Below are 13,311 nucleotides of genomic sequence, written 5' to 3'. Positions count from 1 at the left end.
AAAAAGTAATCAGTGAAATGAGGGAGAGCAAATGGATCTTCAACTGCAAGGAAAATCAGTTATTGTTACTGCCGCCAGTAAAGGAATCGGCAAAGCTGCTGCAATGGAATTCGCGGCAGAAGGTGCACATGTTTTTATAAGCAGCCGTAATGAATCAGAACTTCAAAAGACTGCAAATGAAATTAAGCAGGAAACCGGCAATGAGCATGTCCATTATACTGTTTGCAACATGAAAAACGGTGAGGACATTACTAAAATGGTCGATACAGCTGTTAAACAGAATGGTCCGATTGATGTTCTGGTTAATAATGCCGGTGGTCCACCTGCCGGAAACTTTGCAGATATGTCCGATGATGACTGGTACCATGCGTTCGAACTGAATCTTCTCAGTTTCATTCGTGCAACCCGTGCGGTTATCCCGCATATGAAAAAACAGGGCGGCGGCAGAATCGTAAACGTTGCATCATCTTCCATTAAACAAAGTTTGGATGGATTAATTTTATCAAATACGATGCGCCCCGGTATTGTTGGACTTGCCAAAAGTCTTGCCCGTGAACTTGGAGAAGATCATATTTTGATTAATACAATTGGACCAGGCAAAATTGAAACGGGCCGCATTCAGCAATTAAATGAAAAACTGGCAGCCGAAAGTGGAAAATCGATGAAAGAAGTTGAGTCTGATGAAGTGCAGGCTATTCCGATGAAACGATACGGGGATCCTGCCGAGTTTGCAAGAGCCATCGTATTTCTTGCTTCCGGTGCAAACACATATATAACCGGTCAGGCAATGATTGTGGATGGTGGCCTTGTCGAAGCACTCTAATCTTTGTAAATGCTGTTACTGCTATATCCGTGCCAATTATGCTAAACTGGCATAAGAATGTTTACGAGAGAGGATTTTGAAATAATGGGCAAAACAGTGGTTTTAGCGGAAAAGCCTTCCGTTGGCCGGGATATTGCACGAGTACTGAACTGCAATAAAAAAGGAAATGGCTTTTTTGAAGGATCAAATTATATCGTAACCTGGGCACTGGGACATCTGGTAACTTTAGCCGACCCGGAAGTATATGATGATAAATTAAAAACATGGCGCATGGAAGACCTCCCCATGCTGCCGAAACATCTTAAACTGGTTGTAATCAAAAAAACCGGTAAACAGTTTAACTCTGTTAAAACGCAATTGAATCGTAATGATGTTAACGCTATTGTTATAGCGACCGATGCGGGACGCGAGGGGGAACTTGTAGCACGGTGGATTATTGAAAAATCAAGAACCAAGAAGCCGGTAAAGCGGCTTTGGATATCATCGGTTACTGATAAGGCAATCCGCGATGGATTTAAACATTTGAAACCAGGAAAGCAGTATGAAAATCTGTATCATGCTGCTGTTGCCCGTTCTGAAGCCGACTGGTATGTCGGGCTGAATGCAACACGCGCCCTGACAACCAAGTTTAACGCACAGTTGTCAAGCGGACGTGTTCAAACGCCGACACTTGCTATGATTGCAGCAAGAGAGAGGGAAATTAAAGAATTCAAGCCGAAAACGTTTTACGGAATCGAGGCAAAAACAGATACAGGATTGAAATTGAACTGGCACGATACAAAAAATAACAGCCGGATTTTTTCTAAAGAAAAAGCAGATGCATTATGGAAACAGTTGAAAAACCAGCCTGCCAGGATTGTGAATGTGAACAAAACCGAAAAGAAAAAACATGCGCCGCAATTGTATGATTTGACCGAACTGCAGCGTGATGCGAACCGTATTTTTGGGTTTTCGGGAAAACAAACATTATCATTGATGCAAAAATTGTATGAACAGCATAAAGTTTTGACTTATCCACGGACGGATTCACGGGTTATCTCAACAGATATCGTTCCAACGCTGAAGGAACGCGTGAAAGCGTGCGGTGTCGATCAGTACAGCCGTTTTGCGAATAAGGTTTTGAAACGGGACTGGAAGCTGCCGAAATCGGTAGTTGATAATAGCAAAGTATCTGATCACCATGCAATTATCCCGACAGAACAGCCGGTGATTTTGGCTGATTTGAATGATAAGGAGCGTAAAATCTATGACCTTGTGGTTAAACGTTTCCTTGCTGTTCTGGCGGAACCTCACGAGTATGAACAGCAAATAATTGAGGCTCAAATCGGGGAAGAACATTTCCACACAAAAGGAAATACGGTTAAACGACTTGGATGGAAAGAGATTTACAATGAGGAAGAAAATGCTCAAAGTCTCCCATTAGTTCAGAAAGGTGATCAATTTCAGCACCTGAACATAACCAAAACGGAGGGGGAAACAAAGCCTCCGGAGCGGTTTACGGAAGGCGCACTGCTGCAGGCGATGGAAAATCCGGTTCGTTACATGAACTCTGATGATAAGCATCTGGCAAAAACAATCAATCAAACAGGCGGACTTGGCACAGTGGCGACCCGTGCGGATATCATTGAGAAGCTGTTCAACAGTCAATACATGGAAATGCGCGGCAAGCATATTTTTATCACGTCAAAAGGGAAACAGCTGCTTGACCTTGTGCCGGAAGACTTGAAATCGCCTGCCCTAACAGCTGAATGGGAAACAAAGCTGGGCCGGATCGCGGAAGGCAGACTGGATAAAAATCAGTTTATCAAAGAAATGAAAGACTATGCCCGTGAAGTGGTTCAACAGATTAAGACAAGTGATGAAACATTTAAGCATGATAATATGACCGGAACCAAATGCCCGGAATGCGGGAAGTTAATGCTTGAAGTAAAAAATAAACAGGGCCGAATGCTCGTTTGTCAGGATAGATCGTGCGGACATAAAAAGAACATTGCCAAACACACAAATGCCAGATGCCCGAATTGTCATAAGCGTATGGAACTCCGTGGTGAAGGCGAGGGCAAAATGTTCACATGCAAATGCGGCCATCGTGAGAAACTTTCAACCTTCAACAAACGAAAAGAGCAGGAGAAAAAACAGAAGGTCTCTAAAAAAGATGTTAATAAATATTTAAAAAAACAGGACGACAGTTTCAAGAACAATGCATTGGCGGAACAATTGGCCAAATTGAAAAAAGAATAAACTTAAAAGGCTGGGACATATCACGTGTAATGTAAAGGACGAACAATTGGGAAATTTCCGGAGCGGTTATGCGCTTCATTTCCACGATTTACTCGAACTTGGATTTTACACATTTGTCCCGGCCTTTTTAGTGTTTTTTTCGACAAGAACCCTAGTGAGAAAGATCTAAATATTACAATGTTTAATGCATTGACTAGAATATTTTGATAAACTATTAAACAGATTTGCTTGAATAGATTTGGGGGGAACACGATGTCGAATAATGAAGAACTGGAAAGAGCTACAGGGGAAAAAACGATTGACTCACTGAAATTCAGATTTGGCGCCTTTGGAGCAGCAATACCGCTTTTATTTTTTGTCGTTTATGCGATTACAATTAGTGTGCTGCAGCTATCTTCTGAAGTAGGACTGGTGATGGGTGCCATTATCGGCCTTACAATCGGTTTGCTCTTATGTAAAAGTAAATGGGAAGATTATGCACAGGGTTTATTTGATGGACTGGCACAGCCTGTAGGGGTTATTGCAATGGTGGCCTGGTTCTATGCAGGTATGTTCGCACAAGTCCTGCAAGTTGGCGGTCTTGTGGAAGGACTGGTCTGGATAGGTGCGATAACCGGTGTGACTGGCGGTCTTTTTGTTGCATTGACCTTCTTGCTTGCGGCCACTTTCTCAACTGCTGTAGGTACCGGATATGGAACGACGGTTGCATTTTGTACGTTAATGTACCCGGCAGGTGTCGCTGTAGGCGGTGATCCGGTATTTATGTTTGCGGCTATTTTAGCTGGTGCGGTTTTTGGTGATAACCTTGCACCGGTTTCGGATACGACGATTGTTTCTGCAACTACGCAGGATGCTGATGTACCCGGGGTTGTACGCAGCCGTTTTAAATATGCAATTGTGGCAGCAGTTCCGGCTGTTATTTTATTTGCTATCTTTGGCGGTGGCGGAAATGCCAGTGCAAACCAGGGAGCAATGGAATCAATGGTTGATTCTGTTAACCCGGGTGGTCTTTTGATGCTGGTGCCATTTGCGATTGTACTTATCCTAGCTTTATCAGGACAACACTTACTTACTTCATTAACATGGGGGATCATTTCAACGATTCCATTAATCTTTATCATGCATCAGTTTGGAATAAGTGGTAAGGAATTGGGTGACTTATTAAGTTTTAACCCGAATTCGGACACCGTTATCCAAGGGGCGCTGATTGAGGGACTTACCGGATATTTCAATATGGCCATTCTGATTTTGTTAATTGTAGCATCAGCACATTTATTAAAATTAGGTGGAACGATGGATGCCATCACGAAAAGCTTGGTTAAATGGATTAAAAACTCCGTCCGTAAAGCTGAGCTTGCGATTTGGGGCATAGTTGCACTATTAAACAGTTCCATCACAATTAATACCGCAGCAGAAATTGCGGCCGCACCTTTTGTTAAGGAAATCGGATCAAAATACCGGATTCACCGCTATCGTCTGGCAAACATGCTGGATGCGGTTACTTCATCACTTGGGTATATTTTCCCTTGGGGTGCACCGGTGTTATTGGGCTGGTCAACAATTAAAACAATGAAGGAAACGTATAATTGGCTTCCGATTGTTGAACCAACTGCAGTATTCCCGTTCGTTTTCCATGGCTGGTTCCTGCTCATAGTAATGCTGATTGCAGCATTGACAGGCTGGGGACTCCGATTCCAGGGAAAAAACGGTGAGGAGTTAAAAGAACGTCCAAAAGATTAATATCTTTCCATTAAGGGGGTGAAAACCTTTAGAGGTTTTCATCCCTTTTATTTTATGAAATAAACCCTGAGATTCTCAATTGCATCAGCTAGTTTGCCAATACAAACATCGTATACCTTCCGAAACTAACTAAGAAATACCCGACATATTTCGGAATATTTTTTGGACTTTCCTGCTTGTATGCTGAGGTTAACTACTAATGTGTAGTTTAATTTTGGAGGAGGGTTAACATGTCAAACTTAAAAGATACATTTCGTGAAATTGATCAGGCAATTGTAGCAGATCCCAGTCGCGCAAAAGGATTGGAAGCGGTTTATCAGTTTAATCTCAATGGTGATGAATCGGGGACTTATCAAATTGTCTTCAATGGTGATCAGTGCCATGCCCTTGAAGGTGAGCAGAATGATCCTGATTGTACGTTAAATATGCAGACAGAAGATTTTCTTCAAATGGTCAAAGGTGAATTGAATGGCACTAAAGCATTTATGAGCGGACGTCTTAAAATTAAGGGGAATATGGGGCTTGCACTGAAATTACAGGATATTCTTTCCACTTATAATAAAGCCGCTAAATAAGTTTTATCAGGAAGAAGGTGTGCCAATATGATTTCATTTCGACCGACCGAAGATGAGAAAGCTTTTACTGAAGTAGCGAAAGACTTTGCAAAAGATAAAATTCGTCCCATGGCCAGGGAATGTGAAAATAACCGAATAGTCGACCAAAAGCTTGTTGATGTAACAGCTGAACTTGGCTTTTTATCCCTCGAATTACCTGAATATTCAGGAGGATTGGAATTACCATTAATAACACAGGTGCAGATTTTGCAGGCGCTTAGTTATGGTGACCTTGATATCGTCCAAGGCTTTCCCGGGGCCGGTGATGCTGCTTCCATTATCCGCATACAACGTAATAATCCGGTTTTCAATGCGGATACATTGGACTTAACCGGGAACCCAACTGTTGCATTTATCGATATAGAAAATGCCAATGAACCATGGGGAGAGAAACTGGAAATCCGGTATGACGGTGACGGTTACATTTTGGATGGGACTTCCCTGCCGGTACGAATGGCTTCCTTTGCGCAATATGTACTTGTCGCTGCACAAGATAACCGGGGAGTACCGGTTATTCTCTGGCTGAATAATGCGGACAGCTGGATAGTTGAAAAAGGTGATTATCGTTTGGGTTTGCTTGCATCGGGACTTGGCCGTATTTCGTTTGATAGCGTGAAAATTACTGGAAAACATGTACTGGCTGAAGAAGAGGCTGCCGATGAAATCTTGAGGCAAGTTCGTTCGCGAATTCGAATATTGCAGGCTGCAAAGGAAGTCGGGCTGATGGAAGCGGCACTTGATTATGCAACGGAATATACTGCTGAACGTAAGGCATTTGGTCAGGAAATTGCCAAGTTTCAAGGTGTATCATTTCGGGTGGCAGCAATGGCTATGGAAACGAGAATTGCAAATCATTTTGTCCGGGAGGCAGCGGTAAAGGCCGATAAATATGGCATCGAAGCTGAAGGAGAGGCCTTGCGTGCATTGTTCCGTGCACACAGAGCAGTTCGTTATGTGACGGATTCAACCGTTCAATTACTGGGCGGTCACGGTTTTGTGCAGGATTTTCCTGCAGAAAAGTGGATGCGTGATGCCCAGGCCCAGGTGGCGCTTTACGGAAGGGAAAAATATTTTCTTGAACAGCGCGGAGAACAACTTATTGCGGGAAAGAAAGAGGTGGCTGTTCCATGATCAGCTTTGACTTATCAGAGCAGCAAAAACAAATTAAGGAAATGACACACTGGTTTGCTGAAAATGAAATTCGGCCAATTGCCATGGAAGCTGACAACATGGAAAAGGTTCCTGATGAATGGCTTGAAAATGTGAACAAGATGGGGATTCATTTAAATACATCTTCCTTTGGCGGCAGCGGCGGTAAAAAATCGGACGGGAAATCAGCCGGAGAACGTGAAGGTAACCGAATGGGCGTTTTAGCAACAGAGGAAATGGCCTGGGGCGATCCAGCTGTCACCTTATCATTGCCGGGAGCCGGACTTGGCGGACCGCCTGTTGAGAGCAGCGGCACACCGGAACAGAAAGAACGTTTTTTATCAATTTTTACAAAGGATAAGCCGCGATGGGGTGCGTATGCGTTGACGGAACCTGATGCTGGTTCAGATGCTTCAGGTATACGTACTGTCGCCAAAAAGGTAAGCGGAGGCTATATTCTTAACGGACAAAAAATATTTATTACTAATGGCGGTCGTGCATCGTGGGTCGTCGTATTTGCAACAATCGATGCATCACTGGGGCGCGCCGGGCAGCGTGCTTTCGTTGTTGAAAAAGGGACACCAGGATTCAGCTGTACCCGACTGGCGAAAAAGTTGGGGTTACGCGCAAATGAAACCGCGGAATTGTTGTTTGAAGATTGTTTTGTTCCACAGGAGAATCTGCTTGGCGGTGAGGCATTGTATGAAACAAGCGGTTCCGGACCATCGGGATTTCAAGTTGCCATGAAAACATTTGACACGACACGTCCAATTGTTGCAGCGATGGCTATTGGGATAGCCCGTGCTGCTTATGATTATACGCTGGAGATTGTGCAGCGGGACTACCCGAAGCAAGGGAGCCATTTTCGATTGGCATCGGAGTTGCTTGCGGAGGCCGAACAGGATATTGCTGCTGCCCGGCTGTTAACATGGGAGGCTGCATGGAAGGCTGATTTGGCGTTGGCTAATGCGAGGGAAGCAGCAATGTCTAAAGCTTATGCCGGGAAAATGTCCCTCGATGTATGTGCAAAATGTCTGGAGCTGCTTGGTCCGATAGGCCTTGATGGTCATCTCGTTGAAAAATTGTATCGGGATGTGAAAGTATTCGATATTTTTGAAGGTACCAACGAGGTGCAGCATCTTGTTATTGCGCGGAGACAATATGCACCTTATGACATACGAGTTTAGTAGAGTGGAGGATGTTTTATGACGTATCAAACAATTACAATCGACAGACGAAACAAGGGTGTTGTTTGGATTACGGTTGATAATCCACCGGCGAATGCTATTGGAGAAACATTAATGCAGGAACTCGAGACTGCCGTCGATGAACTGGGGAATGATTCAACTGTACGTGTAATCGTACTCACTTCAAATCACCCAAAGATCTTCCTTGCAGGGGCTGATTTAAAAGGGATGATTCAGGATACCGGCAATGAGCAGGGTGAAGGAAATGTTATTTCTGAAAAAAGTGCCAGAATGCAGGCATGTTTTCAACGCTTTGCTGCAGTACAGAAACCAGTGATTGCGGCTATCAATGGTCACGCACTTGGCGGCGGCTGTGAGCTGGCGATGGCATGTGATTTTCGAATAATGGGAAAGGGGCGCATCGGGTTGACAGAAATCTCACTCGGTCTCATACCTGGAGCAGGCGGCACACAGCGAATGACACACCTGTTGGGAAGTGCAAAGGCAACAGAGCTGATTTTCACCGCCAAACAGCTGGAGGCGGAAGAAGCACAGAAAGTTGGTCTGGTGCATCGAGCGGTGAAATCGGAAATGCTGGAAGCGGAAACCACTGCTTTTGCTGAGGAGCTTGCAGAAGGAGCTGTTCATGCAATGGGGCTCGCAAAACGTGCAATAAATGCAGCTGAAGGATCAATGGATGCCGGTTTGCAAGTCGAGGCGAATGCCTTTAGTGAAACATTTCTGACGGATGAACCAAGTATCGGTCTTGCAGCATTTTTCCAAAAGGAGAAGGCGCAGTTTATCAATTGATTCGGCAATTTTCCAAAAGCCCGCCGGAAAAGGGTGGGAGGTATAAAAGCTAAAGTTCACAGTAAAAGTGATAAAGTTCAGGGGGAAAACGCTAAAAGCAAAACGCTAAAGTTCACAGTAAAAGTGATAAAGGCGTAATTGTCGTCCGTCCATTAGTTGCGCATGACTTTTTCAGCCATTCATTTAGATGCCGGAACTTAGCAAAAGGAGGGTTTTAAATGTCTTCATGGGATGAAATGTTGAAAGGAAAAACAGCCGTCGTAACCGGGGCTTCCCGTGGACTCGGACGTGCGGATGCATTGGCGCTGGCAGAGGCTGGGGCGGATGTGGTCATAACAGATATTCTGATTGAATCAGATGAACATAATGAACAGGAAGCTGAACGATTTGGACCAATCGCACAGGTGATGCAAAGCACCAATGTGATGTATGCAGATAAAACAGCTCAGGAAATCAGGGACATGGGGCGTCGGTCATTTGCGGCAAAAATGGATGTAACGGACCGTGAACAGGTTCAGGATGTTTTTGCAAAGGTAAAAGAAGAGTTTGGAAGAATTGATATCTTAGTTAACAATGCGGGAACATTGGATCATGTTTCGCAAATCGAAAATCAGAATGACGATTTCTGGCAGCGCGATTTGAATGTTAATCTGACTGGTTCTTACAACTGTACAAAGGCTGTCTGGCCGTATATGAAAGAACAGGGATACGGTCGTATCATTAATATGTCATCTGTTGCGGGGACACTTGGTGGATTTGGCCAGGCAAGTTATTCCGTCACGAAAGGCGGATTGCTGAGTTTTACCAAAAGCATGGCATTGGAAGGCGGGAAACATGGAATTAATGTCAATGCGATTGTACCCGGAATTATCGGGACAGAGGCATTTAAGATGGGAAATGCAAAAATGAATCAACGAATGATAGACAGAACGGTGTTCAAACAACCCGGAGAACCGGAAGACATCGCAAATGCGATTACGTTTCTGGTTTCAGACAAGGCAAAGTATATTACCGGAATCGGTCTGAATGTTTCCGGTGGCATTGAATTGTTCACATTTTAATAGGCTGAATGGTAAGAAGGAGGGTTATGTATGGCTGAAGCAGTTATCGTGGATGCAATACGGACTGCGGCTGGTCGTAAAAAAGGAACACTCGCCGAAACGCATCCGGTTGATATTCTTGTGCCGGTACTTCAGCAATTGACTGAACGGAATGGCATTGATCCACGTGGGGTGGACGATGTTGTTACAGGGTGTGTAACCATGACGGATGAACAAGGAGGGAATATTGGGCGGATGGCGGTGCTGGCCGCGGGTTTTCCTGTGGAAGTTCCTGCATTTTCATTGAATCGGATGTGCGGTTCCAGCCAGCAGGCCATTCATAATGCGGCCCAGGCAATTTTGGCGGGCGATGCTGATATAACAATCGCATGCGGTGTGGAAAATATGAGCCGCGTACCGATGGGCAGTGATATGGGGAGTTTCAGCGAGGATATGGTTGACCGCTTCAATATAATCCCACAAGGATTTTCTGCGGAAATGATTGCTTCCAAATGGGGACTATCCCGTGAAGAACTGGATGAATTTTCATTGAAAAGCCATTCCCAAGCGGCTGCCGCAGCAGATAATGGATTGTTTGACAGAGAAATTTTACCAATTGAAGTGGAAACTGCTGAAGACAAAAAAACATTTCTGCATGATGAAGGAATCCGGAGAAATACATCTATGGATAAATTGGCTGATTTGATGCCATCATTTCAACCGGATGACGGGGTTGTTACGGCGGGTAACGCAAGTCAAATCAGTGACGGGGCTGCAGGATTGTTACTCATGTCCCGGGAGAAAACACAGGAATTGGGTCTTAATCCAAGAGCGCGGATTATCGCTAGAACGGTTGTTGGTGAAGATCCGGTGATGATGTTGACAGGTGTTATTCCGGCAACACGCAATGTATTGAATAAGGCGGGGTTGAAATTGGAACAAATGGATGCCATTGAAATAAACGAGGCATTTGCATCTGTCGTGAAGGCTTGGGAAAAGGAATTAAAGCCGGATATGGCGAAGGTGAATACACGCGGAGGTGCAATTGCACTTGGGCATCCACTTGGTGCGACAGGTGCAAAGCTTATGACGACGATGCTTCACAGGCTGGAAGATGACGGCGGAAGATATGGTCTGCAGGTTATGTGTATCGGTTTTGGCATGGCAACGGCGACAATTATTGAGCGATTTTAAAAGGAGGCGTTTCAAATGGCGGAGTTTGTAAAACCAAGTACGGAAGAAGTATTTGAAATGATTGATGCAGCCGTAAACTATGATTCGGCAGCAATGAAGGGCAAGGAAGGTATCTATCAATTTGATCTTGAAGGCGATGATGGAGGGAAATATCAGATCATCATTGAAGAAGTTGGTGCAAAGGCAATAAAAGGTGTGGAAAAAGATCCACAGGTGACGCTTACCATTGATCACAATAATTTCCGGGAGTTGGTGGCTGGCAGCCTTAATCCAACTGCTGCCTTTATGGGCGGTAAATTGAAAATCAAGGGAAATATGGGGCTTGCATTCAAGCTGCAAACTATTTTGAACTCGTTTTCATTTTAAAAAATTCTGTGGAAGGCGTAAACCAATGCCTCATGTTCTATGTTGATCATGGAAGTATGCAATGCATGACAGATCGTTTCACGTGTTTCGCCTGCGAAAAAATGAAAAGGGATTAGGTGATTGTGATGCAAGGAGACTGGTGGTTTTTATGAAGCCAAATAATCTGGTCGAAATGCTTAACCGGACAGTGAAAAAATTTCCGCAAAAAGATGTGTTTATGTGGAAAGAAAATGGCAGTTATCAGCATATGACATATGTGGAATTTTGGAACAGGATTGAAAATGCTGCATCAGGATTTGCCCAATTGGGAATAGGTGAAAATGACAAAGTAGCTATTTTATCAGACAGCAACCCGATGTGGGGAATTACCGATTTTGCGGTTGCAAGCCTTGGAGCGATTAGTGTTCCGGTTTACCCGACACTGCCCGCTGAACAGGTTTCCTATATTTTGCAAAATGGAGATGTCCATACTGCAGTTGTTGAAAATGAAGAACAAGGCCAAAAGGTTATTGCGGGCAATTCAGATGTTGAATATATCATCACCATGTATCCCGGTGATATCCCTTCATCATCAGGGAATGAACTATCATTTTCACAATTGGAAGCTAACGGTTCCGACGATCCATTGCCATATTGGCAACATACATGGGAGGAAATCGACCGCGATCAGCTTGTAACCATTATCCATACTTCAGGAACGACGGGCAAACCTAAAGGGGTAATGCTGACACATGGAAACTTTTTGTCAAACCTGGAAGCGGTGCAATTCTGGTTGATTGAGCTTATGCCCGAGGATCTTTCGCTTTCCTATTTGCCTCTATCACATGTGTTTGAACGGATGGCCGGTCATTATATGCCACTCTCTGTTGGAACAACAATTGCATATGCGGAAAGTATCGATACAATCCAGGATAACCTGGTCGAAGTAAAACCGACAGTTTTGACAAGTGTTCCACGATTGTTTGAAAAAGTGTATGCGAAAGTAATGGATGAAATCGATAATGGTCCGGCAATCAAGAAGAAAATATTTGACTGGGCTGTTTCGGTTGGTCTGGAAAGGTACGATGTTTATCTGAATGCACAGGTTGATCAACTTATTACCCAGCAAGCAATATCTGAAAAATTGAGGCGCAAATGGAAATTGGCCGATCGTCTCGTTTTCCAAAAAGTAAAGACAAAGTTGGGAGGGCGAATCCGGGGGATGGTGTCAGGAGGCGGTACATTGAACCCCGAACTGGCGCGATTCTTTTGGGCACTGGACTTACCTGTTTTGGAGGGGTATGGATTAACAGAGACATCACCTGTTATTTCAACTAATCCAATGCTCCGGGCGAAAGCAGGGACAGTGGGGAAAGTGCTTGCAAATCTGGATGTCAAAATTGCTGAAGATGGAGAAATTATGGTCAGGGGACCAAGTGTAATGAAGGGATATTACAAGAATCCGGAAGCGACCGAAAAGGACTTTGACGGGGATTGGTTTTTAACGGGGGATTTAGGTGAAATCGACGAAGATAATTATCTTAAAGTTATCGACCGAAAGAAACGTGTACTGGTACTCTCAACAGGCAAAAACGTTGCTCCCCAGCCGATTGAAAATGTGATTAATGAAAGCAGCTACATTGAACACTCTCTCATAATTGGCGACAACCGAAAATATATTATCTGTGTTGTGAATCCGGATTTTGAAAATTTAGTGCCATGGTCCAAAGAAAATGATGTCTTTAAAGAATCGCATGAAGAAATTTGCTGCCATAAATCTGTCCGAAGGTTAATTTCTGACGAAGTGAATAAGCGAACAGAAACTTTCGCTAATTTTGAACGGCCTAAAAAAATAATCATTACGGGTGATGAATGGTCAGTGGACAGTGGTGAATTAACCCCCAAGTTGTCAATGCGGGTCAAAATAATTGAGGAAAAATACAATCATCTAATCGAGGAAACATATGCGGAAGATAATCCAAAAGAAGATAAGGCACCGGCAAAAAGTTGACAGTAAGAACGGTTGGGGCTGAGAAATCCATTAGGCCAGTGCGTTTGCAGTTTTCAAACATACAATTGTCGGGCATCCTGAGCCCTTTGTTAAATATTCCTACTATTCTAGGAATTGGAATAAGGTTGCCACAGCATTATACTTAATTAATAGTATA

General features: G+C 44.0%; 11 protein-coding genes. All 11 read left to right on the top strand.

The window, feature by feature from the left end; genetic code table 11:
• Positions 1 to 31: 31 nt before the first annotated feature.
• The 11 genes from B1K71_RS14210 to B1K71_RS14160 all read left to right on the top strand — a co-directional run bounded on the left by B1K71_RS14210 (position 32) and on the right by B1K71_RS14160 (position 13,154).
• Entirely contained in the window at positions 32 to 823 is a 792-nt protein-coding gene (locus B1K71_RS14210) for an SDR family oxidoreductase (protein ID WP_077328178.1), read from the top strand.
• Positions 824 to 907: 84 nt separating this feature from the next.
• A complete protein-coding gene (locus B1K71_RS14205; RefSeq protein ID WP_077328176.1) occupies positions 908 to 3,064 on the top strand; it encodes a DNA topoisomerase III in 2,157 nt (718 codons plus the stop codon).
• A gap of 252 nt (positions 3,065 to 3,316) precedes the next feature.
• Positions 3,317 to 4,804, top strand: a complete 1,488-nt coding sequence (locus B1K71_RS14200; RefSeq protein WP_077328174.1) for a Na+/H+ antiporter NhaC family protein — start codon at positions 3,317 to 3,319, stop codon at positions 4,802 to 4,804.
• A gap of 230 nt (positions 4,805 to 5,034) precedes the next feature.
• On the top strand, positions 5,035 to 5,379 hold the full coding sequence (locus B1K71_RS14195) for an SCP2 sterol-binding domain-containing protein (protein WP_077328172.1): 345 nt from the start codon (positions 5,035 to 5,037) through the stop codon (positions 5,377 to 5,379).
• A 27-nt stretch (positions 5,380 to 5,406) separates the two neighbouring features.
• Positions 5,407 to 6,549 (top strand): acyl-CoA dehydrogenase family protein, encoded by a 1,143-nt coding sequence (locus B1K71_RS14190; protein ID WP_077328161.1) that lies wholly within the window; start codon positions 5,407 to 5,409, stop codon positions 6,547 to 6,549.
• The gene (locus tag B1K71_RS14185) at positions 6,546 to 7,754 is read left to right on the top strand and encodes an acyl-CoA dehydrogenase family protein (RefSeq protein ID WP_077328160.1); all 1,209 of its coding nucleotides are present in this window, start codon (positions 6,546 to 6,548) and stop codon (positions 7,752 to 7,754) included. The genes B1K71_RS14190 and B1K71_RS14185 overlap by 4 nt, the downstream gene beginning before the upstream one ends.
• An 18-nt stretch (positions 7,755 to 7,772) precedes the next feature.
• Positions 7,773 to 8,564: an enoyl-CoA hydratase/isomerase family protein gene (locus tag B1K71_RS14180; RefSeq protein WP_077328158.1), complete on the top strand. Its 792-nt coding sequence runs from the start codon at positions 7,773 to 7,775 to the stop codon at positions 8,562 to 8,564.
• 218 nt (positions 8,565 to 8,782) lie between these two features.
• The gene (locus B1K71_RS14175; protein WP_077328157.1) at positions 8,783 to 9,625 is read left to right on the top strand and encodes an SDR family NAD(P)-dependent oxidoreductase; all 843 of its coding nucleotides are present in this window, start codon (positions 8,783 to 8,785) and stop codon (positions 9,623 to 9,625) included.
• A 30-nt stretch (positions 9,626 to 9,655) separates the two neighbouring features.
• A complete protein-coding gene (locus B1K71_RS14170) occupies positions 9,656 to 10,798 on the top strand; it encodes a thiolase family protein (protein WP_077328155.1) in 1,143 nt (380 codons plus the stop codon).
• Between the two features lie 15 nt (positions 10,799 to 10,813).
• A complete protein-coding gene (locus B1K71_RS14165) occupies positions 10,814 to 11,164 on the top strand; it encodes an SCP2 sterol-binding domain-containing protein (RefSeq protein ID WP_077328153.1) in 351 nt (116 codons plus the stop codon).
• A gap of 61 nt (positions 11,165 to 11,225) precedes the next feature.
• Positions 11,226 to 13,154, top strand: a complete 1,929-nt coding sequence (locus B1K71_RS14160) for an AMP-dependent synthetase/ligase (RefSeq protein WP_245799282.1) — start codon at positions 11,226 to 11,228, stop codon at positions 13,152 to 13,154.
• Positions 13,155 to 13,311 lie beyond the last annotated feature (157 nt).

This window comes from Virgibacillus siamensis (genome assembly GCF_900162695.1).
Lineage (GTDB): Bacteria > Bacillota > Bacilli > Bacillales > Amphibacillaceae > Lentibacillus > Lentibacillus siamensis_A.
This window is presented reverse-complemented; position numbering and strand designations above follow the sequence as displayed.

Coding starts and splice junctions, on each gene's coding strand:
- B1K71_RS14210 (WP_077328178.1), top strand. CDS start 32: ATGGATCTTCAACTGCAAGGAAAATCAGTTATTGTTACTGCCGCCAGT.
- B1K71_RS14205 (WP_077328176.1), top strand. CDS start 908: ATGGGCAAAACAGTGGTTTTAGCGGAAAAGCCTTCCGTTGGCCGGGAT.
- B1K71_RS14200 (WP_077328174.1), top strand. CDS start 3,317: ATGTCGAATAATGAAGAACTGGAAAGAGCTACAGGGGAAAAAACGATT.
- B1K71_RS14195 (WP_077328172.1), top strand. CDS start 5,035: ATGTCAAACTTAAAAGATACATTTCGTGAAATTGATCAGGCAATTGTA.
- B1K71_RS14190 (WP_077328161.1), top strand. CDS start 5,407: ATGATTTCATTTCGACCGACCGAAGATGAGAAAGCTTTTACTGAAGTA.
- B1K71_RS14185 (WP_077328160.1), top strand. CDS start 6,546: ATGATCAGCTTTGACTTATCAGAGCAGCAAAAACAAATTAAGGAAATG.
- B1K71_RS14180 (WP_077328158.1), top strand. CDS start 7,773: ATGACGTATCAAACAATTACAATCGACAGACGAAACAAGGGTGTTGTT.
- B1K71_RS14175 (WP_077328157.1), top strand. CDS start 8,783: ATGTCTTCATGGGATGAAATGTTGAAAGGAAAAACAGCCGTCGTAACC.
- B1K71_RS14170 (WP_077328155.1), top strand. CDS start 9,656: ATGGCTGAAGCAGTTATCGTGGATGCAATACGGACTGCGGCTGGTCGT.
- B1K71_RS14165 (WP_077328153.1), top strand. CDS start 10,814: ATGGCGGAGTTTGTAAAACCAAGTACGGAAGAAGTATTTGAAATGATT.
- B1K71_RS14160 (WP_245799282.1), top strand. CDS start 11,226: ATGCATGACAGATCGTTTCACGTGTTTCGCCTGCGAAAAAATGAAAAG.